21 protein-coding genes are annotated in these 23,307 nt (G+C 69.2%); 5 read left to right on the forward strand and 16 right to left on the reverse strand.

The window, feature by feature from the left end; genetic code table 11:
* Positions 1 to 72 precede the first annotated feature (72 nt).
* The 5 genes from proB to AC4D14_RS15635 all read right to left on the reverse strand — a co-directional run bounded on the left by proB (position 73) and on the right by AC4D14_RS15635 (position 7,296).
* Positions 73 to 1,203 (reverse strand): glutamate 5-kinase, encoded by a 1,131-nt coding sequence (gene proB, locus AC4D14_RS15615; protein WP_490903566.1) that lies wholly within the window; start codon positions 1,201 to 1,203, stop codon positions 73 to 75.
* Between the two features lie 7 nt (positions 1,204 to 1,210).
* Positions 1,211 to 2,794 (reverse strand): GTPase ObgE, encoded by a 1,584-nt coding sequence (gene obgE, locus AC4D14_RS15620; RefSeq protein WP_490903567.1) that lies wholly within the window; start codon positions 2,792 to 2,794, stop codon positions 1,211 to 1,213.
* Between the two features lie 120 nt (positions 2,795 to 2,914).
* Positions 2,915 to 3,175, reverse strand: coding sequence for a 50S ribosomal protein L27 (gene rpmA / locus AC4D14_RS15625; protein WP_026545518.1), 261 nt, complete (start codon positions 3,173 to 3,175; stop codon positions 2,915 to 2,917).
* A 58-nt stretch (positions 3,176 to 3,233) separates the two neighbouring features.
* On the reverse strand, positions 3,234 to 3,542 hold the full coding sequence (rplU, locus tag AC4D14_RS15630) for a 50S ribosomal protein L21 (RefSeq protein WP_159619839.1): 309 nt from the start codon (positions 3,540 to 3,542) through the stop codon (positions 3,234 to 3,236).
* Positions 3,543 to 3,828: 286 nt separating this feature from the next.
* Complete coding sequence (locus tag AC4D14_RS15635; protein ID WP_490903568.1) at positions 3,829 to 7,296, reverse strand: Rne/Rng family ribonuclease; 3,468 nt, start codon at positions 7,294 to 7,296, stop codon at positions 3,829 to 3,831.
* A 433-nt stretch (positions 7,297 to 7,729) separates the two neighbouring features.
* Here AC4D14_RS15635 and AC4D14_RS15640 point away from each other — a divergent pair, with 433 nt between their 5' ends.
* Positions 7,730 to 8,407 (forward strand): vitamin K epoxide reductase family protein, encoded by a 678-nt coding sequence (locus AC4D14_RS15640; protein ID WP_490903569.1) that lies wholly within the window; start codon positions 7,730 to 7,732, stop codon positions 8,405 to 8,407.
* A gap of 93 nt (positions 8,408 to 8,500) precedes the next feature.
* Here the strand turns inward: AC4D14_RS15640 and dxs are convergent, their stop codons facing one another.
* The 3 genes from dxs to AC4D14_RS15655 form a co-directional block, all read right to left on the reverse strand.
* Positions 8,501 to 10,507 (reverse strand): 1-deoxy-D-xylulose-5-phosphate synthase, encoded by a 2,007-nt coding sequence (dxs, locus tag AC4D14_RS15645; protein WP_490903570.1) that lies wholly within the window; start codon positions 10,505 to 10,507, stop codon positions 8,501 to 8,503.
* 163 nt (positions 10,508 to 10,670) lie between these two features.
* Positions 10,671 to 11,993: a class I SAM-dependent RNA methyltransferase gene (locus AC4D14_RS15650; protein ID WP_490903571.1), complete on the reverse strand. Its 1,323-nt coding sequence runs from the start codon at positions 11,991 to 11,993 to the stop codon at positions 10,671 to 10,673.
* On the reverse strand, positions 11,990 to 13,966 hold the full coding sequence (locus AC4D14_RS15655; protein WP_490903572.1) for an APC family permease: 1,977 nt from the start codon (positions 13,964 to 13,966) through the stop codon (positions 11,990 to 11,992). Before AC4D14_RS15655 ends, AC4D14_RS15650 begins: the two co-directional genes overlap by 4 nt.
* A gap of 204 nt (positions 13,967 to 14,170) precedes the next feature.
* Here AC4D14_RS15655 and AC4D14_RS15660 point away from each other — a divergent pair, with 204 nt between their 5' ends.
* Both AC4D14_RS15660 and AC4D14_RS15665 read left to right on the forward strand, forming a co-directional pair.
* Positions 14,171 to 14,845, forward strand: a complete 675-nt coding sequence (locus tag AC4D14_RS15660) for a potassium channel family protein (RefSeq protein WP_490903573.1) — start codon at positions 14,171 to 14,173, stop codon at positions 14,843 to 14,845.
* Positions 14,842 to 15,522, forward strand: coding sequence for a potassium channel family protein (locus AC4D14_RS15665; protein ID WP_490903574.1), 681 nt, complete (start codon positions 14,842 to 14,844; stop codon positions 15,520 to 15,522). Before AC4D14_RS15660 ends, AC4D14_RS15665 begins: the two co-directional genes overlap by 4 nt.
* Positions 15,523 to 15,546: 24 nt before the next feature.
* Here the strand turns inward: AC4D14_RS15665 and AC4D14_RS15670 are convergent, their stop codons facing one another.
* The 4 genes from AC4D14_RS15670 to dut all read right to left on the reverse strand — a co-directional run bounded on the left by AC4D14_RS15670 (position 15,547) and on the right by dut (position 17,993).
* Complete coding sequence (locus AC4D14_RS15670) at positions 15,547 to 16,269, reverse strand: DUF3159 domain-containing protein (RefSeq protein ID WP_490903575.1); 723 nt, start codon at positions 16,267 to 16,269, stop codon at positions 15,547 to 15,549.
* 16 nt (positions 16,270 to 16,285) lie between these two features.
* Positions 16,286 to 16,627, reverse strand: coding sequence for a single stranded DNA-binding domain-containing protein (locus AC4D14_RS15675; RefSeq protein ID WP_490903576.1), 342 nt, complete (start codon positions 16,625 to 16,627; stop codon positions 16,286 to 16,288).
* On the reverse strand, positions 16,620 to 17,390 hold the full coding sequence (locus AC4D14_RS15680) for a DUF3710 domain-containing protein (protein WP_490903577.1): 771 nt from the start codon (positions 17,388 to 17,390) through the stop codon (positions 16,620 to 16,622). Before AC4D14_RS15680 ends, AC4D14_RS15675 begins: the two co-directional genes overlap by 8 nt.
* A 93-nt stretch (positions 17,391 to 17,483) precedes the next feature.
* Positions 17,484 to 17,993: a dUTP diphosphatase gene (gene dut, locus AC4D14_RS15685; RefSeq protein ID WP_490903578.1), complete on the reverse strand. Its 510-nt coding sequence runs from the start codon at positions 17,991 to 17,993 to the stop codon at positions 17,484 to 17,486.
* A 176-nt stretch (positions 17,994 to 18,169) separates the two neighbouring features.
* Between dut and AC4D14_RS15690 the strand changes: the two genes are divergently transcribed.
* A complete protein-coding gene (locus AC4D14_RS15690; RefSeq protein WP_490903579.1) occupies positions 18,170 to 18,634 on the forward strand; it encodes a DUF3093 domain-containing protein in 465 nt (154 codons plus the stop codon).
* 37 nt (positions 18,635 to 18,671) lie between these two features.
* Here AC4D14_RS15690 and AC4D14_RS15695 read toward each other — a convergent pair whose 3' ends face one another.
* Positions 18,672 to 18,965, reverse strand: coding sequence for a DUF4193 domain-containing protein (locus tag AC4D14_RS15695; RefSeq protein ID WP_490903580.1), 294 nt, complete (start codon positions 18,963 to 18,965; stop codon positions 18,672 to 18,674).
* A gap of 235 nt (positions 18,966 to 19,200) precedes the next feature.
* Between AC4D14_RS15695 and sepH the strand changes: the two genes are divergently transcribed.
* Positions 19,201 to 20,463, forward strand: a complete 1,263-nt coding sequence (gene sepH / locus AC4D14_RS15700; protein ID WP_490903581.1) for a septation protein SepH — start codon at positions 19,201 to 19,203, stop codon at positions 20,461 to 20,463.
* A 212-nt stretch (positions 20,464 to 20,675) separates the two neighbouring features.
* Here the strand turns inward: sepH and AC4D14_RS15705 are convergent, their stop codons facing one another.
* Genes AC4D14_RS15705 through AC4D14_RS15715 form a run of 3 tightly spaced genes read right to left on the reverse strand, consistent with a single transcriptional unit; the run spans position 20,676 to position 23,297 of the window.
* The gene (locus tag AC4D14_RS15705; RefSeq protein ID WP_490903582.1) at positions 20,676 to 21,401 is read right to left on the reverse strand and encodes a thymidine kinase; all 726 of its coding nucleotides are present in this window, start codon (positions 21,399 to 21,401) and stop codon (positions 20,676 to 20,678) included.
* Positions 21,394 to 22,614: an alkaline phosphatase family protein gene (locus AC4D14_RS15710; RefSeq protein WP_490903583.1), complete on the reverse strand. Its 1,221-nt coding sequence runs from the start codon at positions 22,612 to 22,614 to the stop codon at positions 21,394 to 21,396. The genes AC4D14_RS15705 and AC4D14_RS15710 overlap by 8 nt, the downstream gene beginning before the upstream one ends.
* A 5-nt stretch (positions 22,615 to 22,619) precedes the next feature.
* Positions 22,620 to 23,297: a DUF5998 family protein gene (locus AC4D14_RS15715; RefSeq protein ID WP_490903584.1), complete on the reverse strand. Its 678-nt coding sequence runs from the start codon at positions 23,295 to 23,297 to the stop codon at positions 22,620 to 22,622.
* Between the last annotated feature and the right edge of the window lie 10 nt (positions 23,298 to 23,307).

Here is a 23,307-nt window from a genome sequence, read left to right on the forward strand (position 1 = left end):
CCGTCGCTCCTGTGGAGTCCGGCATGCGGAAGGGCCGGCGGCCGGCCCGGCGTGCCGCGCGCTGATCGGCCCCTAGATGACGACAAGGTCGTTGACGTGGACCACCGAGCGCTCGTACTCGTGCCCCATTTCCTTCGCGAGGTCGCGCGTGGATCGGCCGAGCATTGCGGGCAGTTCCGTTGAGCTGTAGTTGACGAGGCCCCGTGCCACAACGCTGCCTGCAGTGGTCACCATCTCGACGGGATCGCCGGGCTCGAAGTCCCCGCGTACTGAGACGATGCCGGCGGGAAGCAGCGAGCGGTGGTTCTCCCCCACCGCCTTGGCTGCGCCGTCGTCGAGGACGAGGGTGCCCTGGATGCGGGCGAGGTGGGCCAGCCACAGGCGACGGATCGGCTGGCGCCTGCCGTTGGCGCTGAACCAGGTTCCGACGTCGGCCCCCTCGAGTGCCTGCGCGGCGTTGGCGGCGGAGGTGACGAGGGCGGGGATTCCCGATTCCGCGGCGATCGTTGCAGCCTCGACCTTCGTGACCATCCCGCCGGTGCCGATTCCGGCCTTGCCGATCCGGCCGATCGTCACGCCCTCAAGGTCGGCGGGGGAATCCACGCGGGAAATCCGGCGGGCACCTTCCTTCGGTGGACCGTCGTAGAGCGCGTCGACGTCCGAGAGCAGGATCAGGGCGTCGGCCTTGACCAGGTGCGCCACGAGCGCGGCGAGCCGGTCGTTGTCGCCGAAGCGGATCTCGTGGCTCGCCACAGTGTCGTTTTCATTGACGATGGGCACGACGCCGAAATTGAGCAGCCGTTCCATGGCCCGGTGCGCGTTGGCGTAGTGTGACCGGCGGATGAGGTCGTCCGCGGTGAGCAGCACCTGGCTCACGGTGACCCCGTGGGCGCCGAAGGCCTGGGTGTAGCGGGCCATCAGCAGGCCCTGCCCAACGCTCGCCGCCGCCTGCTGCGCCGAGAGCTGGGCCGGACGCCGCGAGAGCCCCAGCGGCGCCAGGCCCGCGGCGATGGCGCCCGAGGACACCAGGATCACCTCGGTGCCGGCGATCCTGCGCGCGGCGAGGATGTTGGAAAGGCTCACCAGGGCCGCGGTGGAAATCCCGCCGGTGACCGAGGTCAGGGAAGAGGATCCAACCTTGACCACGATCCTGCCGGCATCCCTGAGCCCGGCACGCTCAGTGAGCGGGTGTTCAGCGGCCATGGCTCCCCTACGCTTGGTCTCCGGCGTCGTCCGGCTGCCGTACAGCCGGGCTCTGCTTCTTCTTGTTGACGGATTCGGTCCAGATCCCGGCCTTGCGGTCGGCTTCGAGGTCGGCGCGGGCGGCGGCCTTGGCCTCCTTGCGCTCCTGGTACTCCTCGCGCTTCTGCTCGCGGGTGGGGCGGACGTATTCGGCAAGGCGCAGGTCGGTGCCGCGCGGACCGGCCAGCAGCTCCGCACCGCCCATCATGGTGGGCTCCCAGTCGAACACGACGCCGTCGCCCTCACCGATGACGACCGTGTCGCCGGGCTTGGCGCCGGCCTTGAACAGCTGCTCCTCGACGCCGAGCTTCGCGAGCCGGTCGGCGAGGTAGCCGACCGCTTCGTCGTTGGTGAAGTCGGTCTGCTTGACCCAGCGCTCGGGCTTCTCCCCGAGCACCCGGAACAGCGGCAGGGCGTCCTTTTCCTCGTTGCGGATGCGGAATCCGGCGGAGTTGACGGCGCGGGGGCGCAGCACGGGGGGCGCGACCTTCGGCGGAGCGGCCTTGACGGCGTCGCGGGCGGCCTGGACGATCTCGGCCATGGCGAACCCGAGCTGGCGCAGCCCCTCGTGGCTCGCTGCGGAGACCTCGAACACGCGGTAGCCGCGCGACTCGAGTTCGGGGCGCACGAAGGCGGCCATGTCACGGCCGTCGGGCACGTCGACCTTGTTCAGCACCACGAGGCGCGGGCGCTCGTTCAGGGGAACGACTTCGCCGTCGGACCCGGCGAAGCTCATGTCGACGGCGTACTTGTCGAGTTCGCGTTCGATGACGGCGAGGTCGTTGAGCGGGTCGCGGTCCGTTTCAAGCGCGGCCGTGTCGAGGACGTGGACCAAAGCGGCGCAGCGCTCAACGTGGCGCAGGAAGTGGTGCCCGAGCCCCTTGCCTTCGCTGGCGCCCTCAATGAGCCCGGGGACGTCGGCGATGGTGAACCGGGTTGCGCCGGCCTGGACCACGCCCAGGTTCGGCACGAGCGTGGTGAACGGGTAGTCGGCGATCTTGGGCCGGGCAGCTGACATCGCGGCGATCAGGCTCGACTTGCCGGCGGATGGGAAGCCGACCAGGGCGATATCGGCAATCGACTTCAGCTCGAGGACGACGTCGCGCTCATCACCGGGGATGCCCAGCAGGGCGAACCCGGGGGCCTTGCGCTTCTGGGAGGACAGCGAGGAGTTCCCCAGGCCGCCCTGCCCGCCGGCGGCAGCAACGAACTCTGTGCCTTCTCCGACGAGGTCGGCCAGGACGGTGCCGTCCTTGGACTTCACGACGGTCCCGTCGGGGACGGGAAGGATGAGCGTCTCGCCGTTCTTGCCACCGCGCCAGTCGCCCATGCCGTTGCCGCCGTTTGTGGCGTGCCGGTGCGGGGCATGGTGGTAGTCGAGCAGGGTGGTGGTCTGCGGGTCGACCCGCAGGATCACGTCTCCGCCGTCGCCGCCGTTGCCGCCGTCGGGCCCGCCGAGGGGCTTGAACTTCTCGCGCTTGACGGACACGCAGCCGTGGCCGCCTGTGCCGCCGGAAACGTGCAGGACTACTCGGTCAACGAAGCTGGCCACGTTGATCTCCTTCTAAAATGCTTCACTGTGCCGGGTCTAATCGGCTTAAAAGAAGGCGGGGCGAGCCGTTTCGGCTCACCCCACCTCAATGCTTGGAGCATCGTGCGTTGGAAGCGGGAATTACTCCGCGGCTGCTCCAACGATGTTCACGACGCGGCGCCCGCGGCGCGTACCGAATTCAACGGCACCTGCCTCGAGGGCGAAAAGCGTGTCATCCCCGCCGCGGCCAACATTGGCACCGGGGTGGAAGTGGGTTCCGCGCTGGCGGACGATGATCTCGCCAGCCTTGACGACCTGGCCGCCGAAGCGCTTTACGCCGAGGTACTGCGCGTTTGAGTCGCGGCCGTTGCGAGTGGAGCTCGCGCCCTTCTTATGTGCCATGAGTTATGCCTGCCTTCGCTGAAGATACTGTTTGACCGACCGAGCAACCTGAAGAAGGTTACGCGATGCCTGTAATTTTGACTCGGGTCAGCTCTGAACGGTGACCCTGGCGCTTCTTATAGCCGGTCTTGTTCTTGAACTTCTGAATGACAATCTTCGGGCCGCGAAGATTCTCGACGATCTCGGCAGTGACAGTAACCTTCTCGAGGTCCTTCGCTGCTGAGGTAACCTTGTCGCCGTCTACCAGAAGGAGGGCAGGCAGCGCAAAGGTGCTTCCTGCCTGACCGGTGACGCGGTCAAGGGTAACGAGGTCTCCAACGGAAACCTTTTCTTGGCGGCCGCCTGCGCGGACAATCGCGTACACCACTTGGGAACTCACTTCTCTCGACATTCTTGACAACTAATTTCAAAAACTGATTGCGCACTGGGCTGGCATCCTTCGAGGACGCGCATCAAACACCGTGTCTGCGCTGTGGATCTACACCCCGGAAACACCGGTTGGAAGGCGATCGCACCGAAGATCAAGGTTACGCCAGCGGAGCACCTTCCCGCAAATTAGGCCAGGCTGCGGCGCGCCGGAGCGCGTCAGCCGGTAACCTGCCGACCCGGGGCCGGACCCGTTCGGGTTCCGGCCCCGGGGGCTGCGCGCGGGTCTAGAGCTCCGAGGCCGGGATGCCTACCCCGAGGATCATCGGCTCGGCTTCGTCGGCCGCGGGACGCTGGACGGGCCCGCCGGCACGTGCCACGTGCTGCTGGCCGTTCTGCCGCCCCTCCCCCTGCGGGGAATCCGCAACGGTCTCGATTGCGGCGCTCAAGGCCGTTCCCTGGGCACTGCCCGCCCGGCGCCTCGCCTTCCGGCGGGGCTGCTGGGCCGGCTGCTCGCTGGCCGCAGGGCTGGCCGCAGGCCTGGTCGTCCGCTGACCGGTTCCTGCATCGGTTCCTGCATCGGTTCCTGCATCGGTTCCGGCATCGGTTCCGGTGACGTCGGTTTCCGCGCTGCGGACGGCGCCTTCGTCGGCGGCACCGGCGTCGGCGTTTTGCGCCTCAGTGGTGCCGGTGACCTCGACGCGCGCCGCGGAGGCCCTCCGGCTGCTGCGCGTGCGCCGCGTGCCGGCTTCGGGTGCGTCGCCCGGCTTCCGGTCGAACGCCTCCGCGAGGCTGTCCAGAGTGAGTTTCGGCCGTTCGGCATCGGCCGTGACCGACACCTCCGCGCGGGGCAGGGTGACCGTTTCACCGTTGATGGTCAGGACGGCGCCGGACACCTCGACAGTGTTCTCCGGTGCGGCCTCGTCTTCGTGGCCCTCATGGGCGGCGTGGGTCGCCGCGGCGATGCTGGCCAGGGCGGCACGTGCCGCTTCGGCCTTCGCTGCCCGCTCCGGGCTGTCGACCCGGGCCTCAGCCACCGGCTGCGCCTGCTGCTCCTCGGCCTGCTCGGATCCGCGTCCGCGGCTCCGCTTGCGCTCGCTGCGGGACATCTTCTCCTGGCGGAGGTGCTGCTGGTGGTTCTCGGTTGAGACGGCGTGACGGCGGTGTTCGACGGGCTCGTCCTGGGTGACGACGCCGCGCCCGGCACAGTGCTCGCAGGTCTCCCCGAATACTTCGAGCAGCCCGGTACCCATGCGCTTGCGGGTCATCTGGACGAGGCCCAGCGAGGTCACCTCGGCCACCTGGTGCTTGGTGCGGTCGCGGCCGAGGCACTCGACAAGGCGGCGCAGGACGAGGTCCCGGTTCGCTTCGAGGACCATGTCGATGAAGTCGATCACGATGATCCCGCCGATGTCGCGCAGCCGGAGCTGGCGCACCACCTCTTCGGCGGCTTCAAGGTTGTTCTTGGTCACCGTCTCTTCGAGGTTTCCGCCGCTGCCGGTGAACTTTCCGGTGTTGACGTCCACGACGGTCATCGCCTCGGTGCGGTCGATGACGAGCGAACCGCCGGAGGGCAGGTAAACCTTCCGGTCAAGGGCCTTCTGGATCTGCTCGTCGATCCTGCTTGCCGTGAAGATGTCCTCGTTCGAGGTCCACTTCTCGAGGCGGCCCACGAGGTCGGGGGCAACGTACATGACGTATGCCTCGATCGTGTCCCAGGCTTCCTCGCCCGACACCACGAGCTTGGAGAAGTCCTCGTTGAAGACGTCCCGGACCACCTTGATGGTGAGGTCGGGCTCGCCGTAGAGCAGCTCCGGGGCAAGGGTCTTGGTCGAGGAGGACTTACGCTCGATCTCCTCCCACTGGGCCCGCAGCCGGTTGATGTCGTGGGTCAGTTCCTCTTCGCTTGCGCCCTCGGCGGCGGTGCGCACGATCACGCCGGCGTTCTCGGGAAGCCGGTCCTTGAGGATGCGCTTGAGCCGGTTCCGCTCGACGTCGGGCAGCTTGCGGGAGATGCCGGTCATCGATCCGCCCGGCACATACACAAGGTAGCGGCCGGGGAGGGAGATCTGGCTGGTGAGCCGTGCACCCTTGTGGCCGACTGGGTCCTTGGTGACCTGAACGAGCACCGAATCGCCGGACTTGAGCGCGAGCTCGATCCGCCGGGGCTGGCCGTCGAGTCCCGCGGCGTCCCAGTTGACCTCGCCGGCATAGAGCACGGCGTTGCGGCCGCGCCCGATGTCGATGAATGCTGCTTCCATGCTCGGCAGCACGTTCTGGACCTTGCCGAGGTACACGTTGCCGATCAGCGAATCCTGCTGCGTGTTGGACACGAAGTGCTCGGCGAGGATGCCGTCCTCGAGGACCCCGATCTGGATCCTGTCGTCGCGCTGGCGGACGACCATCTGCCGGTCGACCGATTCGCGCCGGGCCAGGAATTCGGCTTCCGTGATGACCTGGCGGCGCCGGCCGGTGTCGCGGGATTCGCGCCGCCGCTGCTTCTTCGCTTCGAGGCGGGTTGAGCCCTTGACGCTGGTGACCTTGTCGGACGGCGCCTCGCTGCTCTGGCGCGGGGCGCGGACCCGGGTGATGGTATTGGGCGGATCATCGCCCTCTCCACCGGTCAGTTCGAGGTCCTGATCCCCGCGGCGGCGCCGCCGGCGGCGCCGGGAGGTCACTCCGTCGGCTCCCTCGGCCGGTGCGCGCGGCGTGCCGTCCTCGCTGTCGAGGGACTCGGAGGAGTCGTCGCCTGCGTCGTCCTGGCCGTTGTCGGCGCGGCTGCGTCCGCGGCTGCGACGGCTGCGGCGGCGGCGTCGGCCGCCGTCTTCGGCGTCGGCGTCGTCGTCGTCATCCTCTGCGTCCTCCGGGGATGCGGCGGTGACCCTCACCGCGGGAACCGCCGCGCTCAGGTCGGGGGCGTGGAAGAGGAGGGCGAGCGGGGACTCTGGAATGGCGAACGGATCGGCGAAGGCGGGCACGCTGCTGGGCTCGGCGGCCTCTGCCGGGGTCTCTTCCGCGGCACCGGCGGTGGCGTCGGTGGCCTCCTCGGCGTCGTCGAGCGGCTTGCCGTCTTCCGGTGCGCTTGACGGGCCGGTGGCCTCCTCAGCGGGCTCCGCCGCCTTGGCGCGGGTCGCACGTGGGGCGCGGGGGCTCCGGCGTGCGCGGGCCGGCTTCTCGGTGGCCGCTGCTTCGGCGTCTGCGTCCTCGGAAGGTGTGGCCGGGGCCGCTGCCTCAGCGGCTGCTTCGGCCACGGGCTCGGCCATGGCTTCCGTTGCCGGCGGCGTGGACGCGGCGGGGCCGGCCTCGGCGGTTGCGGCCCTGCGGCGGGTCCGCGTGGCCTTGGCCTTCACGGGAGCGGCGGTTTCGGTGGCCTCGGACGCGGAGTCCCCGGATGCAGGCGCGGCGGGGACCTCGGAAGGCTGGCCGGCCGGGGTCTCCGCGGGTGCTTCGGCTGTCTTGCGTGCACGGGTCGGGCGGCGGCGTGGCTGTTCGGCTGACGGTTCCGGCTGTGACTCGGCACCTGAGGTGTCGGCACCCGCGGCGGTGGTGGCTGCTGCGGCAGTGGTGGCAGCCGAGGTGGTGGCTGCTGCGGCGGTGTCGGCGGCTGGCTGCGCCGCGGCGGCCGGAGCGCCGGCGGGCGACGATGCCGCACGCCGCACCCGTGGCGCTTTCTTGGCGGGCGGGGCCGCGGCCACCTGCTCCGTGCTGTCCGCCGCTGTTGCCTGTTCGTTCGACTGCTGTTCTGACTGATCCATGTATTAAGCTCCAGCCCCTGCGGCACCGGCCACATTCCAGCGCCCAAGGGGGCAGTATGTCGGCCGTCCGCGGGCCTTACGCCCTTGCGGCGACCGGAAGTCGTCATTGTGTCATTTGAGGTCGCACCGGCAATGGGGTGCGGCATCACTCAAAGACCAGCGGCGCTTTTCCAACTCATCCGTGGTCTTCACGGTGCGTCTGCGCGGCGGATTCCGATCACCCCCACCGGGATTGGTGGGCCGGTGTGCCGGAAGCATCGCCTGCAGAGTGGAAGCCTGTCACTGGACCGGAACGGGAATGTGGTTCCCGCACCAGCCACCGCAATTGTCTCATACCGGCGTGAAAAACCGCCGGTCGGGCGGCTAGACTCGCGGGACCGGCCGCGGGCGGAAGACCCCCGCGGCCCGCCGGTTTGAGGATCAGGGAACACGCATGGCGCACCAAATGCAGCACCCCTCCGGGGAGGGAGGTTCCCCGTCCCCCGGGCGGGGCACTTCACAGGACGGGCCGGGCCCGGAGCCCCGGCGCGGGAGCGGACCACCTTCCGACCGCCGGTTCGCCGCGGTGCTGATCATCGCCGGGATTCTCGGCTGGCTGGCCTCCGCGCAGCTCACCCTGGAGCGGCTCGCCGTCTACGCCGACCCCGGGTACGTCACGAGCTGCGACCTCAGCCCGTTCGTCTCCTGCGGCGCAGTGTTCCGGACCTGGCAGGCGCAGGTTTTCGGTTTCCCGAATCCGCTGCTCGGGATCGTCGCGTTCGCCGTGGTGGCCACCACCGGCATGGCGCTGCTCGCCGGGGCGCGCCTGAACCGCTGGTACTGGCTGTGGTTCCAGGGCGGGGTGACCGCCGGAGCGCTCTTCACGGCATGGCTGTGGTACCAAGCGCTCTTTGAGATCTCACTGTTGTGCATCTACTGCATGGTGGTGTGGGCGGTGATGATCGTGCTCACCGTCCGGGTCACCGCACGCAATGCCTCCTCCGGGGTCCTACCGGTGGGACGGGGCGCCGCCGGCTTCGTCTCTGAGTGGGCCTGGGTGATCATCACGGTGCTGCTTCTGGCGGCAGCGGCGTCGGTGTTCCTGCGCTTTGCCGACGCCCTGGTGGGGTGACAGCACCTTCCCTCGCATCCAGAACGCACAACGGACGGACTAAGCGGGCCCCGACGCGTTGGTTGTGCGTCCTCGATGAGCGGACGCCGTAGCTCAGAGCTGCGGCAGCTGACCGGTCGAGGACTCCTGCCCGGACGATGACTCGTGGGCCGTGGAGGTCTGGTGGCCGGCGAGCGGGCGTGCCACAGGGACCTTTGTGCCAAGGACCTGGCCGACGACGTCGTGCGCCACCTGCTGCGCGGTGAGGCCGACCCGGGCGAGCACCTCGCCGCGCGAGCCGTGGTCGAGGAACTCGACGGGAAGCCCTACCTCGTTCAGCGCGGTGTCGACGCCTGCTGCACGCATCTCCTGGCGGATCCGGGAGCCGACGCCGCCGGCCCGGACCCCGTCTTCGATGACGATGACGATGCGGTGCTCGGCGGCGAGTGAGATGACGGAGCGGGGAACGGGCAGGACCCAGCGCGGATCGATAACCGTCGAGCTGATGCCCTGGGCGCCGAGGCGGGCCGAGACGTCGAGGGCCAGTTCGCTCATTGCGCCAACGCTGACAATGAGCACGTCGTTGTTGCGTGATCCGGCAGGACGCCGGGCGAGCACGTCCACGCCGTCCTCGAGGCGCTCGACGGCTTCAACCTCAGGCCCGACCGTTCCCTTGGAGTAGCGCACGACACTTGGGGCGTCGGAGATCGCAACGGCCTCGCGCAGTTCCTCGCGCAATCGCGAAGCATCCCGCGGCGCCGCAAGGTGGAGCCCCGGGACGGCCTGGAGCATTGCCAGGTCCCACATGCCGTGATGGCTCGCGCCGTCGGGCCCGGTCACTCCGGAGCGGTCGAGCACGATCGTCACCCCCGCCTTGTGCAGGGCGACGTCCATGAGCAGCTGGTCGAAGGCCCGGTTGAGGAAGGTGGCGTAAAGGGCGACGACCGGGTGCAGCCCGCCGAACGCCATGCCCGCGGCGCTTGTGAGGGCGTGCTGTTCGGCGATGCCTACGTCGAACACCCGGTCCGGGTGCCGCGCGGCGAACCGGTGCAGCCCAACCGGGATGAGCATGGCACCGGTGATGCCCACGATGTCGGGGCGCTCATCGGCGATGTCCGCGATTTCATTGGCGAAGACGGAAGTCCAGGACTGCAGGGCACCCGATTCGACGGGCTCCCCCGTTCCCGGGTCGATGATCCCGACGGCGTGGAACTGGTCGGCCTCATGGGCTCGGGCCGGCGCGTACCCGTGACCCTTCTCCGTGATCGCGTGGACGATCACGGGGCCCTCGTAGTTGCGGGCCAGGTGCAGCGCCTGTTCGACGGCGCCGAGGTCGTGGCCGTCGACAGGGCCGACGTACTTCATGCCGAGGTCCTCGAAGAGGCCCTGGGGCACCCACCAGTCCTTGACGCCCTTTTTCGTCGCGTGGAGGCTCTTGTAGGCGAACTGCCCGGCGGTGCCGCCGTTCTGCAGCTGGCGCTTGAACCAGTCGAGGGTCCGCTCGTAGGCCCGGTGCGTGCGCACCGAGTCGAGGGCCGGACGCAGCGAGGCGAGGTAGTCGGCGACGCCGCCGATGGTCGGAGCGTAGGAGCGGCCGTTGTCATTGACGACGATCACCACGCGCCGGCGCTTGTCGGCGGCGATGTTGTTGATCGCTTCCCAGGCCATACCGCCGGTGAGTGCGCCGTCGCCAACGAGGACGACGGTGTACCGGTCGCCTTCGCCGTTCAGGACGCGCGCCCGGGAGATGCCGTCGGCCCAGGACAGCGACGACGACGCGTGGGAGCTTTCAACGATGTCGTGGACCGACTCGGCGCGGGAGGGGTAGCCCGAGAGGCCTCCCTGCTGGCGCAGCGTGTCGAAGTTCTGCCGGCCCGTGACGAGCTTGTGGACGTAGGCCTGGTGTCCGGTGTCGAAGATGATGCTGTCGCGCGGTGAGTCGAACACGCGGTGGATGCCCAGCGTCAGTTCGACGACGCCGAGGTTGGGGCCGAGGTGGCCGCCGGTGCGGGAGACGTTGGTGACCAGGAAGTTGCGGATTTCCTGGGCAAGGGACTTGAGCTGGTTCCCGGAAAGCCTGCTCAGGTCCTGCGGGCTGCGGATCGTTCCCAAGAGTCCCATCGGCGCCTCCTCAGTTAGTGCGGTGCGGCGACGACATCGCCAGTCAGTGCTTAACTCTAACGTTCCGCCCCGCGCGGACGTGCCCGGACCCGGCCGGAGCCCGGGCTGGACAGGCTTCCGCCCGGCGGTGAAGGCACGTCCGCGCGGGCGGCGCACGGCCGGATCAAGCGGCGGCGGGCGGGGCGAGGACGGCGAAGGATTCCATGTGGTGGGTGTGCGGATACAGGTCGAACACCCGCAGCGACTCGAGCGTCCAGCCCTGGGCGGTGAACAGCCCGAGGTCCCGGGCGAAGGAGGCCGGGTCGCAGGAGACGTAACCCACGGTGCGGGGGGCCGCCGCGATGATCTGCCCGACAACCCGTTTGCCGGCACCGGCACGCGGGGGGTCGAGGAGGACGACGTCGAGGGGTCCGCTGTGCCCGTGCAGCACCTTGTCGACGCGGCCCTGCACAATGCTGACCTGGTCCTGGCCGTGCAGGTTCCGCCGGGCGTCACGGCTGGTGCCCGGTGAGCCCTCAACCGAGAGCACGGATCCGGAGCTGCCGGCTGCGGCCGCCAGCGGAACGGTGAACAGGCCTGCTCCGGCGTAGAGGTCGGCCACGTGCTCGCCCTCGGCCACCTGGAGCCCCTCGATGACGGCGTTGACGAGCACGGAGGGTGCCTGCCGGTGGATCTGCCAGAACCCCGGCCCGGTGACCCGGTACTCGTGCCGGCCCACCCTTTCGGACAGCCAGGTCCGGCCCTTGAGGCGGGTGATCGTCCCCGTTTCATTGTCGAGGACGGCCACCGACGCACCGGTGACCTGCGCGGCGATGGCGGCGGGCCGGCGTGCCGGTGACCCGGCCCGTGGGACGAGGAGCACGAGGGGTTCCCCGCCGCCGGAACCGGCGGCGACGTCAACCCGCTCCATTCCGGAGAAGTCGATGTCCCACAGCCGCAGCTCGTTGACGGCTGCGACCGCAAGCGGCATTCCGGTGACGGTCACCAGTTCCTCGGAGCGGTGGACGTGCATGGCGAGGCGGCCTCCGGCGGTCACGGCGAAGGCGGCGCGGGTGCGCCAGCCCAGGCCGTCGGGTGCCTCGCCGGGGGCGGCTTCGGCCTGCACCTCGCGGTCCATCCGTGCGATCCGGGCGAGCTGCTCGGAGAAGATCGCCCCCTTCAGCCGCCGCTGTTCAGCGAGCGCGATGTGACCGAATTCCGCCCCGCCCACCGGTCGGTGTCCGTGCAGTGCCGCGGCGAGGGCATCGGCGGGGGCCCACGGGTGCTGAACCCGGTGCTCGGACGGAGCGAGGACCTCGACGGTGTCCGCCCGCCAGTAGCTGGCGCCCGGTTCCTGCTCGGTCAGGCGGACCCTGACCCTCTCGCCGGGGAGCGCGTGGCGGACGAAGACCACGCGCCCTTCGTGCCGTGCAACGGTGTGGCCGCCGTGGGCGGCGCGCTCGACGGTCACCTCGAGCAGGTCTGCTTCCTGGCTCTGCGCGTTCATTTCACTTCCTGGGGTGCGTTGGCGTCTGCGGAGGACGAGAGCTGCCAGGGGACGCTGGCAACCATGACGCCCGGGACGAAGTGGAGCCGCGCCTTGATGCGCAGGGCCGTCTGGTTGTGCACCAGCTGCTCCCACCACTTGCCCACAACGTATTCGGGGATGTACACGACGATCAGGTCCCGCGGAGATTCGCTGCGGATCGTCCTGATGTATTCGAGGATGGGAGGGATGACGTCACGGTAGGGCGCCGCAAGCACCGTGATGGGGACGGGGAGGTCGTAGCGCTCCCAGTCCTGCAGGATGCGCCGGGTCTGATCCGGGTCGATGTCGACGGTGATCGCGTCGAGCCGCGACGGCCGGGACGCGCGGGCGAAGGCCAGTGCCCTCAGCACCGGCTTCCGCACGTGGGAGACGAGGACGACGGCGTGGACCCTCGCCGGCAGTGCCCGCAGGGACTCGGCGTCGTCGATCGCCAGCTCGGTGGCCACGTGGTCGTAGTGGGCCTTGATGCTGCTCATGATGGCGAACAGCACCACCATGGCCAGCACCGCGATCCAGGCCCCGTACTCGAACCGGGAGATCAGGATGACGACGAGGACGGCGGCCGTCAGCACGAAGCCAAGGATGTTGATTGCCCGCGAGCGGTGCATGCGCAGGCGCCGCTGTTTGCCGACGGTGCTGCGCAGCTCCCGCGACCAGTGCTTGATCAGGGCCAGCTGGCTGAGGGTGAACGAGACGAAGACGCCGACGATGTAGAGCTGGACGAGCTGCGTTACATCGGCCTTGAAGATCAGGATCAGCACCACCGCGCCGAGGCCAAGGGCGAGGATTCCGTTGCTGAAGGTCAACCGGTCCCCCCGGGTCTTCAGCTGGGCGGGAAGGTGGCCGTCGGCGGCGAGCACGGAGGCCAGGGCGGGGAAGCCGTTGAAGGCGGCCTGCCCGGCGAGCAGCAGCACAAGCACCGTGGTGCCCACCACGAGGTAGAACGGGAAGGAGGCGTCCCTGAAGACCACCTCGGCGAGCTGGCTGAGGACCGGGCTCTGCACGTAGTTTTCGGGAACGGGCTGGCCGTCGATGCGCAGGTGCGCGGCCGGGTTCTGCACTACGTGGACCCTTGCGGCGTTCGCGAGGTAGATGATGCCGGCGGTCATTGCCGCCGCCACCACGCCAAGCACCAGCAGCGTCGTTGCGGCGTTGCGGGCCTTGGGCGGCTCGAAGCGGGCCAGGTTGGCGCTCGGCGCCTCGACGCCGGTGAGCGCGGCGGCCCCGGCTGAGAAGGAGCGGAGAATCAGCAGCGCGCCGCCGAGCCCCACGAGGCCGGCGTCGTATGCGGCGTCGGGCAGGATCTCGAACCCGGCCGTGGGAGCCGCCTGGAGCGTTCCGGCGGCCTTCTGGAAGAGCCCGGCGGCGCACATGCCGAGGATGACGGCGGCGAAGAGGTAGGTCGGGACCGCCATGGCGCGGGCACCGTTGGTGAATCCCCTGAGGCTGAGCAGCACCAGCGCCACCACGCCGCACACAGCGACGGCCACGCGCATCTGCGCGAGCCCCGGCGCAAGGTCGGCAAGGTACTGGGCGGCCGCCGAGACGGAAACCGCCACAGTGAGGACGTAATCGACAAGGAGCGCCGAGGCCACAACTGCACCGGCCCTGCCGCCGAGGTTCCGGCGGGTGATCTCGTAGTCGCCGCCGCCGGAGGGGTACGCGTGGAGGGCCTGCCGGTAGGAGGCGATCACCACGAGCAGCACAACGATCACCGCAAGGCCCACCCAGGGGGCGAGGGTCACCGCCGCGACCCCGGCCAGGGCGAGGGTCAGGATGATTTCGTCGGGCGCGTACGCCACGGAGGAGAGCGCATTCGCCGAAAAGACGGGCATCGCCCACCTTTTGGGCAGGGTCTGCTGCCTCAGCCTGTCACTGCGGAAAGGCCTGCCCACCAGGACGCGCTTGGTGGCTCCCAAAAAAGTCAGCACAGCCCAAAGACTAGCGCGTTTGCGCGGCACCTCAGCCATTAGGCTTGGGGTGTACGGCGGTCGTCGGCGCGGCGGGGAGGAGCTTTTCCCCTCAAGCCGCCGAAGGCCGTCAGCAGCCGTGCACGGCCCGGCGATACGCCGGGATCAAGCCGGGAAAACAACCGGCCTGGCGCCGGGCGACGCAGGAGACAGGGGTGCCTTTCGGTGGCTCATTTCGTGATTATGGGGTGCGGCAGGGTGGGTGTCAGCCTCGCGCACACCCTCGATGAATCGGGCCACAGCGTCGCGATCATCGACCAGGACGACCGCGCCTTCCGCAGGCTGCGTGGTTCCTTCGGCGGCCGCAAGGTCACGGGGGTGGGCTTCGACCGGGACACCCTCAAGCATGCGGACATCGAGAACGCCTACGCCTTCGCCGCCGTCTCAAGCGGCGACAACTCGAACATCCTTGCCACCCGCGTGGCGCGGGAAACCTTCCACGTCCCCCACGTGGTGGCCCGGATCTACGATCCCGGCCGGGCCGAGATCTACCAGCGGCTGGGCATCCCCACCGTCGCCGCCGTGCGGTGGAGCGCCGACCAGGTGCTGCGGCGGATCCTTCCCGAGCAGAGCATCGGCGGTGACTTCCGCGAAACGTCGGGGCGGCTGATCCTCGGCGAGCTTGTGCTCAATGATGCCTGGATGGGCCACTCGCTGCAGGACATCGAAGCGGCGGCAGGGGTCCGGATCGCGTACCTGACCCGCTTCGGGGAGGGCGTCCTGCCCACCGCCGAGACGAGCTACCAGCAGGGTGACATCCTGCACGCCATGATGAAAACGACGGCGACCGACGAAATAGGCCGGATTCTCGCCAAGCCACCCGAGGAGGAAGCCGAATGAAGGTTGTCATAGCCGGTGCCGGGAGTGTCGGGTCGTCGATTGCCCGCGAGCTGCTCTCGAACAAGCACGAGATTCTGCTGATCGATGAGAAGCCCGAAGCGATCGCGCGGAGCGGGCTCAAGGGCGCAAAGTGGCTTATCGGTGATGCGTGCGAACTCACAACGCTCAAGGACGCACAGCTCGACGAGGCCGACGTCGTCGTTTCGGCAACCGGAGACGACAAGGTGAACCTTGTCGTCTCACTCCTGGCGAAGAGCGAGTTCGGCGTCAGCCGCACGGTGGGGCGGGTCAACAACCCGAAGAACGACTGGATGTTCGATGATTCGTGGGGGGTCGACGTCGCCGTCAATACGCCGCGGCTGATGACCGCCCTGGTTGAGGAAGCGGTCGAGATCGGTGACCTGGTGCGCCTGCTGACCCTTCAGACAGGCGTCGCGTCGATCGTTGAGTTCACCGTTCCCCAGGACTCCCCCATGATCGGTCACCGGCTCGGGTCGCTCGGCCTGCCGTATGACTGCGCCGTTGTGGCGATCCTGCGCGACGAGTCACCGATCACCCCCAGCAGCGACGACGTGGTCGAGGCCGGTGACGAACTGTTCTTCCTCGCCACCATCGCCGTCGAAGACGAGCTCCGGCGGGCCCTCTCCGCCCGCAGCAGGCCGGACGCCGATCAGTAGGAAGGAAAAACCCGGCGGCCGGCGTCAGCTCCGGTCGGCGGGCGGAACCGAAGCGGGGCGGGAAATGAGCCAGGCCAGCCACAGCCCGAGGGCGTAAAGCGGAAGGCCCATCGCCACGCGCGTCGAGCCAAGGGCCGGGATGTTTCCGGCAAGGTAGAGCGGCAGCTGGACGGCGAGCCGCAGTGCCAGAACCGACACGATGATCCAGGTCGCGATGGCGTAGGCGCGCACCCGGGCCGGCTCCTTGCGCCACTCGATGCCCTCGCCGCGGATGAATCCGAAGAGGAGGCCGGCGACGGGCCAGCGCACGGCGATCGACACCACCATTGCCACGATGTAGATGCCGTTGATGTAGAAGCCGGGAAGGAAGAAGTCCTCGGCGTTGCCGGTGCGCAGGGCGACGAAGGCGCAGAAGGCGATGCCGACAAGCCCGGACAGGGCCTGGGTGAGCGGCTTGCGGGAGATCAGGCGGATCGCGGAGAACACGGCCGCGGCGGCCAGGGAGGCAATGAGGGACAGCCTCAGGTCCTGGGTGATGGTGAACAGCACCGTGAAGACGAGCCCGGGGACGATGCTCTCGGCGAGTCCCTGCACTCCGCCGATTGAGGAGAGGACGTCGATGTGGCCCTGCGCGTTGCGTCGTACCCCTGACCGGGCGGCGTACTGGGATGCCAGGGCCTCCGGCGTCGGCTGCCCGCCGGCGCCGCCCGCGCTTGAGGGGCCTTCGGTGTGCTGGTCCTCGTTCATTTACAGTGCCTCTTCACTACGGAGCCTCAGGGCGTCCGATGATTTCATAGCGGGGGTTGTACACGGTTGGCAGGCCCTCCACAGCGCTGGCCATGCCCTCAAAGGCGATTTCGGCGCCCGGCTCGATTCCCGGGACGCGCCGCTGGCCCATCCACACCAGGCGCACGCGTGCTCCCTCGAGCCGCGGATCGCCTTCGATCCGCACGATCGCGGTGAACCGCGGTGCCGCCGAGCGGGGCTGGATGGTGACGCCGTCGATCAGCCCCCGCCCGCGCACCCGCCCACGGCCGATGCCGGGCCCTGCACCCGGCTCCTGCCGGGTGGCCCGGTGCGGTCCTGGCCGGGCTGAGCTAGCCAATCTCGGTGATTTCGGGGCCCCGCTGGAGCGGATCGATTCCGGGACGGGCCGGCTCCGGAGCCGGCGGCGTCGGCGAGGCTTCCTTGGGCAGGCGCAGCTGGAGCAGCTCCCGCGGCGGAAGCGGGTGGTCCCCGCGCACCACGACGACGCTGCGGAACAGCCGTTCGACGGGCGCCGCAGCGTCGGCGTCGATGGCGGCGGGGCCACCGAAGACGCCGCGGAGGAACCAACGTGGACCGTCGACTCCGACGAAGCGCGCGATCCGGACGCCGCTGCGGCCGTCGGGGGTCTGGGCCGGCAGTTTAGCGATGAGTTCGGTGCCGAAGTTGCCCTGCCGCTCCTCGATGGTTCCGCCCTGCGACCCGACGGACACGCCGATCTGCTGGCGGATCTCGTCCCACACTCCTTCGGAGCGGGGCGCGGCGAATGCCTGCAGCTGAAGCGTTGAGCCTCCGAGGTCGAGGGTTACGGCGATGACGCGCTTGGTGCGCTCTTCGACCTCGAGGCGCAGCTGGAGCCCCTCGGCGGCGCCGATGCGCAGCGCGCCAAGGTCGATGTAACCGTGGTCGGAGTCCTTCTCCGAGGAGTCGAACGGCCCCGTGATGCTCCGGTCGGTGTCCGTCGTCGAGCCTGCGGCTGCGGAAACGGGCTCAGCGGCGTCGCCGGCGGGCGCTTCATCAGGGGCCGCGGTGCCGTCCGTCCCGGCGTCGGGGGTGGATGCTTCAGCATCCTGCTTTTTCTTCTTCAGGCGCCCAAAAACCATTGCTGGGTCCCTTTCTGTGGAGGTGTGGAACAGGAAAGCATCGTGCGCTTCCGGGCTTTGGGGGGCTCGGCTGAGGCCGCGCCGGGGCGCACGTCACTCACCGGGGGCCTGCGGGGCAGCGGGCGGGACGACGGTGTAGCCGCCCGTTGAGCCGAACCCTCCGGCGCCGCGCACCGACTCGGATAGAGCGGTAACAGGCACGAAGACGGCCCGTTCCACGCGCTGCACGACGAGCTGCGCGATGCGGTCACCGCGGGCAAGGTGGACCGTCTGGTCAGCGTCGGTGTTCAGCAGGCACACCAGGATCTCGCCGCGGTAGCCGGCGTCGATGGTGCCCGGCGCGTTGACGATGGTCAGCCCGTGCTTGGCCGCGAGCCCCGAGCGCGGATGGACGAAGCCCGCGAAGCCTTCGGGCAGGGCGATGGACACGCCCGTGGGGATGAGCCTGCGCTCCCCCGGGGCGAGCGAAAAGTCGATGCGGCTCCGCAGGTCCGCTCCGGCATCACCGGGCTTCGCGTAGGCGGGCGGTTCCAAACCGGCGTCGAGCATCACGATCTCCACTGCCAGGTCCTGCTGCGTCTCAAGCACGTGCGTCTCCAACATGGTGCGTCGAATGAATTTCCCGGCAGCGGCATCCGGCCCCCGCGGCCCGCGCGCGGGCCAGCCCGGTGTGGTGGGTTGGCCGCTTCAGCGTACAGCCTTCCACTTTAGCGCCTGAGCGGCACGGTCGGCGTGGGAGCCGGGATGAAAGAACCTCGAAAAAGTGCAAAGGTAGTTCCATGCCACCAACCGCCGAAGGGTCAGTCCAGGACGTCGCACTGTACGAGGAGAAGCTGTGGCCCTCGCTGTGGATCTGGCTGATCGCAGCGGGGGTCGCGGGCGCGTCGATCGTGACCTTCGCCCCCATCGACCTCGCCGTCGGATTCGCCGCCGCAGCAATCATCGCGGTGGTGCTGGCCACCCTGCTGGTCCTCTCAACCCCGCGCATCCTCGTCACCCCCACGACGCTTACCGTCGGCAGGGCGAGCATTGAGCGGAAGTATCTCGGCGCCGTCCAGATGTTCACCGGCGACGAAGCCACGCACCAGCGCGGGCCCGGGCTCAACGGCCTCGCCTACCTGTGCATCCGCGGATGGATCTCCCCGGTGGTGCGGATCGAGGTCGTGGATCCCGAGGACCGCACGCCGTACTGGCTGACCTCCTCGAAACACCCCGAGAAGCTGGTCAAGGCGCTGACGTCCTAGGGGTCCGTCCCGGACTGTCAATCCCGTCGCCCTGGAGTCAGCCTTCGCAGTCGCTGCAGTACAGCTGACCGTTCTTTTCGCGGGCGATCTGCGAGCGGTGCCGCACGAGGAAGCACGAGGAGCAGGTGAATTCGTCGGCCTGCGCCTGCAGGATCTGGACCGCGAGCTCCTCGCTCGAAAGATCGGCCCCGGGCAGCTCGAACGAGTCGGCCATCTCGGTTTCGTCCTCGTCAACGAGAACCGTCTTCGGGGCCGGTGCCTTCAGCTCCGGAAGGGAGTCCGCGCTGACATCGTCCTCGGCCTGTCGCGGCGCATCGTAGTCGGTGGCCATAATCCTCTTTCCCCCGGTTCCTCGAAGAGTCCTGACGCACCCGGCGGCCGCAGGTAAGCGGCGGTCCGGTGCTGGGGAAACAATACCCACATCTGCACCATCATCGAGGTCCTTGGCGCGGCTAATCCCGCTCCGGGATCAGAAGATCCGCGCCACACCAGCGGGTGTAGTAGGAATGCCCGGCATTCAATGGCACAGTTTTAGGTAGTAATGACCGTCGGCTGGAGGATATTTAATGCAGGAGCTACGCCTGGTGGGTGTCCATGAGGATGGCGAACATCTGCTGCTAAGCGGCGATGGAGGGTCAACCTTCCGTCTGCCGATCAATGAAGCACTCCGCGTGGCTGGTACCCGGCAGTCGACGAGGGTGGCTCCCGCTGCGCCCGCCGGCCCCACCGGGCAGGGTGCGCACCTGACGCCGCGGGAAATCCAGGCCCGGATCCGCAGCGGCGCCACCGCCCAGGGGATCGCCGACGAAACCGGCATCGAACTCTCCTCGATCCTGCGCTATGAGGGGCCGGTACGCGCCGAGCGCGACTACATGGCCTACCTCGCGCAGAAGGTCGAGGTTGCCTCGGCCCTTCCCTCCCACGACGGATACCGCTCCGCTTTCGGGGAGAACCCGGCCCAGCTCGGCGAAATGGTCGCCTTCCGCCTTGAGGCGTACGGGGTTGACCCAGAGAGCGTCGAATGGGACTCCTGGCGGCGCACCGACGGTGCCTGGAACGTCGTTGCCCGCTTCACGCTTCCCGAGGGCGCGGCCGTGAACGTCGGCGAGGAGCCCCCGGCCCAGTGGACCTTCAACCCGTCGCGCAAGACCGTCGTGAATGCCAACCGTTGGGCGCAGCTGCTCAGCGAGCTCGAACCGCTCGACGGCCCCCTTCCCGCCCGGCGCCTCAGCGCCGTGGCCGACCGGGTCTTTGACTTCGAGGCCGAAAAGGAAGAGGAGGCGGCCCCCATCCCCGCCGACGACGCCGACGGCCTGCTCGATGTCCTGCGCTCGCGGCGCGGCCAGCGGATTGGTGTCGACGAGGACGGCGATGACACCCTCGCCGAACTCCTGACCCGCGGCAGCATCCCGGCGGCGCATCCGCGCGACGGGATCGACAACGGTGACGAGCCGGCGCCCACGGCCGAGTCCCCAGCCCCCGGCCTCAGCCTGGCTCCCCCGCTGCCCGAGCACGAGGACGACGAGCAGCTGAGCCACCACTCCGACGGCACGCCGCGGCTCTACGACGGCGTGAGCACCGACACGCGCGAGATCAGCATCTTCGCCCGGCCCGCACGCCCGACCGGAGAGACCCCTGCGGGGCAGGCCGGGACGTCCGAAGATCCCCGGGAGGCGCAGGGCTCCGACAGCCGGCGCGCCGAGGGCGGAGACGAAAAGCCCGAGGGTGGCCGCGGGAAGGCCGAGGAGGCAGCGGACCGCAGGATCAAGCCGAAGCGCTCGAGCGTCCCGAGCTGGGACCAGATCGTCTTCGGCACCAAGGGCGACTAGCGTCCGGCGCGGCCACCACCCGCTGCCGCACGGGCGCCGCTGGGCTCGCTGGCTGCGGTCTCCAGAGCCCGCCGATCCCCGCCCGCCCTGGCGATCCCCGCCCGCCCTAGGGCGGAGACCCTGTCGGGTGCCGTCTTCCCGGCTGAGTCAGGCTAATCAGGCTGGATGTGCCTGGATGTGTCTGGACCTGGCTAAACCGGTCCAGGTCCGTCCTAGATCCGGACGGGTTCGCCAACGGGCGGTGCGTCGAAGGGCAGCGGCATCTCATTGCCCACCAGGGTGTTCGAGGTGCGGGCGGTCTGCCGCCGCATGTGGTGCCCGCGGCACAGTGTCTCGTAACCCGTGACCGGGCCGGCCCCGGACGCTGCGGTCGCGGAACCTGCGGCACCGGCGTCCGTGAGCGCATTCTGCTCCAGGTCGCCAACGACAACCTGGTCCCCCTCGACAACCATGACGCCGTCAACGGTGCGCGCATTGTGGGTGGCGCGCTTTCCGCACCAGCACAGGGCCTCGACCTGGAGGGTCTGGATGCGGTCGGCCAGCTCGATCAACCGCTGCGAGCCGGGAAACAGGCGGGTGCGGAAATCCGAGGTGATGCCGAAGGCGAACACGTCGATCGCCAGCTCATCGGCCACGCGGGCCAGCTGCTCGATCTGCTGCCCGGTGTAGAACTGCGCCTCATCACAGATCAGGTAGTCCACCCGGGCGCCCCGGGTGAGGCGCCCGGTGATCTCCACCCAGAAATCCGTTGCCGGGAGCACCTCGACGGCTGCGGTGCTCAACCCCAGCCGGCTCGAAATCATCGACTCGCCGGCCCGGTCGTGGGAACTGAACAGCACTCCGTTGCGCCCACGCGCCCGGTGGTTGTGATCCATCTGCAGGGCAAGGGTCGACTTGCCGCAATCCATGGTTCCACTGAAGAAAACCAGTTCAGCCACGCTTCTGCCTCCCGGCGGTGTTCTTGGTGCCGGCACCCTTGGGCTTGCCGGCGGGTCGGTTAAGGGTCAGGAGGGGAACCTCGCGCTCGGCGCGCGTCATCGACCCGTGCTGGCCGACGACCTCGAGGGCGGCCTCGGAGACCCGCCTCGTGTCGTACAGGGCAATGGGTTCCCGTGCGGCGATGAGCAGGTCGCCGATCCGCGGCAGCACCGGCTCATCGACCGGGCCGAACAGGCCGGCCTCGACCGCCTCCGTGCGGGTCAGCACCCACGCGTGGCGCCCGTAGGCGTCCTGCCAGCGCTGGCGCAGCTGCGCGCGCCCGTCCGCGGAAAGCTCCGGCTCGCAGTACAGATGCACCATCCGGGGTTCCCCCGCGGTGTGTGCGACACCGTCGACGAGGCCGGGATCGGCCGAGTAGTCGAACCGCGCCTCGGGCGCTACGTCGACCATGCCGTGGTCGGCCGTCAGCAGCAGGAGGGTGTCCGGGGGAACCGACCGGGCGAGGGTGCGCATCGCGGAATCGAGGTCTTCGAGGCGGTCCACCCAGTCCGCGGAGTCGCTGCCGTGGCGGTGCCCGGCCTTGTCGAGGTCGTTCAGGTAGAAGTACATGAGCATCGTCGGCGATCCTGCCAGCAGCTCGGCGGCCGCCCGCACACGCGCCTGGACGGTGCCCGCGGCCTTGAACGTTCCCCCGCGCAGGGCGGCCCGGGTCATCGGGGAATCGGCGAACCGCGGCTGGCTGACCGTGACCACCGGAATCTCCGAGGCGGCCCGTTCGAACACCGTGGGGTGCGGCTGCCACGTGAACGGGTCAACGCCGGCGTCCCAGCCCCCAAGCATGTTCACCACCTTGTCCTGGGCGGGGTCTAGCACGTCATAACCGACCATGCCGTGCTTCCCCGGCGGCAGTCCGGTGCCGAGGCTGGCCAGGGAGGCGGCCGTCGTCGAAGGGAACGCGGCGCTGAGGGTACGGGAGCCCTCGAGCCGTCCGCGCAGGAACGGGGCGTGGCCGCCGCGCTTCCTCAGCAGCGAAAGCCCGAGCCCGTCGACCATGACGACGCAGACCCGCCGGGCGGCCGGAAGGCTGAGGGCATTGGAGAACTGTTCGAGGCCCAGCGCCGCGGCCGCGCTTGTCATCACCTCGGCCACTGTTCCGCTCCCGTAGGCCGGGGCCGCCGGAAGGGGTTCGCGGTGCACCGAAAGGGTCGTCATCGGCCCTACCGGTCGTGGTGGGCCCGGGTGAAGCGCCCGCCGAAGCCCGGCTGGCGCCGGCCCGTGCGTTCGGAGGTGAGGACGACGCCGGGGGCAACCGAGCTTGCGGTGTTCACCTTGCGGAGTGCGCGGGCGAACGACTTGGCGTTCTGGACGGCCTGGACGCCGTCGGCTTCGGCGCTGACGCGCAGCACGATGTCCTCCTGGGCGATCGTGCCGGTGTACCCGTGGTCGGCGTCGCACTGGGGGTCCCCGCACGCTGCCGGTCCCATGTCGAGGCGCTGGCCGCCCGACCACGCGATGGCCAGGGTCATCTCGCGCGCCTGGTCCGACGGCTTGTAGTCCTGGGGCTGCGCGTAGAGGTAGCTCAGGACCACGGAGCGGATCTGGCTGACCGGCACCGATTCGGTGGAGATCTGGGCTGTGACCTGCTCACCGGCGTCGTCGAGCTGCTGGTCATCGACGTGGGTGATGACGAGCATGTCCTCGGTCAGCACCAGCACGGTGATGTGGCGGTGCACCTCGGTGCGTTCGAAGTGGGTTTCGAGGTGGACAACGTGCGAGAGGGGTTCGCGGCCGTCGAGGGCGTCGTGGACGACGTCCGCCACGAGGCGCGGGTAGAAGCCCGCGCGCTCAAGTGAGGCGTCAAGGTCACGGCGCTGCGGGGAAAGCGAGAGGGTCATTAGTCCAGTT

This window comes from Arthrobacter sp. TJ-254, assembly GCF_058269175.1.

Coding starts and splice junctions, on each gene's coding strand:
- proB (WP_490903566.1), bottom strand. CDS start 1,203: ATGGCCGCTGAACACCCGCTCACTGAGCGTGCCGGGCTCAGGGATGCC.
- rpmA (WP_026545518.1), bottom strand. CDS start 3,175: ATGGCACATAAGAAGGGCGCGAGCTCCACTCGCAACGGCCGCGACTCA.
- AC4D14_RS15635 (WP_490903568.1), bottom strand. CDS start 7,296: ATGGATCAGTCAGAACAGCAGTCGAACGAACAGGCAACAGCGGCGGAC.
- AC4D14_RS15640 (WP_490903569.1), top strand. CDS start 7,730: ATGGCGCACCAAATGCAGCACCCCTCCGGGGAGGGAGGTTCCCCGTCC.
- dxs (WP_490903570.1), bottom strand. CDS start 10,507: ATGGGACTCTTGGGAACGATCCGCAGCCCGCAGGACCTGAGCAGGCTT.
- AC4D14_RS15650 (WP_490903571.1), bottom strand. CDS start 11,993: ATGAACGCGCAGAGCCAGGAAGCAGACCTGCTCGAGGTGACCGTCGAG.
- AC4D14_RS15665 (WP_490903574.1), top strand. CDS start 14,842: ATGAAGGTTGTCATAGCCGGTGCCGGGAGTGTCGGGTCGTCGATTGCC.
- AC4D14_RS15670 (WP_490903575.1), bottom strand. CDS start 16,269: ATGAACGAGGACCAGCACACCGAAGGCCCCTCAAGCGCGGGCGGCGCC.
- AC4D14_RS15680 (WP_490903577.1), bottom strand. CDS start 17,390: ATGGTTTTTGGGCGCCTGAAGAAGAAAAAGCAGGATGCTGAAGCATCC.
- dut (WP_490903578.1), bottom strand. CDS start 17,993: ATGTTGGAGACGCACGTGCTTGAGACGCAGCAGGACCTGGCAGTGGAG.
- AC4D14_RS15690 (WP_490903579.1), top strand. CDS start 18,170: ATGCCACCAACCGCCGAAGGGTCAGTCCAGGACGTCGCACTGTACGAG.
- AC4D14_RS15695 (WP_490903580.1), bottom strand. CDS start 18,965: ATGGCCACCGACTACGATGCGCCGCGACAGGCCGAGGACGATGTCAGC.
- sepH (WP_490903581.1), top strand. CDS start 19,201: ATGCAGGAGCTACGCCTGGTGGGTGTCCATGAGGATGGCGAACATCTG.
- AC4D14_RS15710 (WP_490903583.1), bottom strand. CDS start 22,614: ATGACGACCCTTTCGGTGCACCGCGAACCCCTTCCGGCGGCCCCGGCC.
- AC4D14_RS15715 (WP_490903584.1), bottom strand. CDS start 23,297: ATGACCCTCTCGCTTTCCCCGCAGCGCCGTGACCTTGACGCCTCACTT.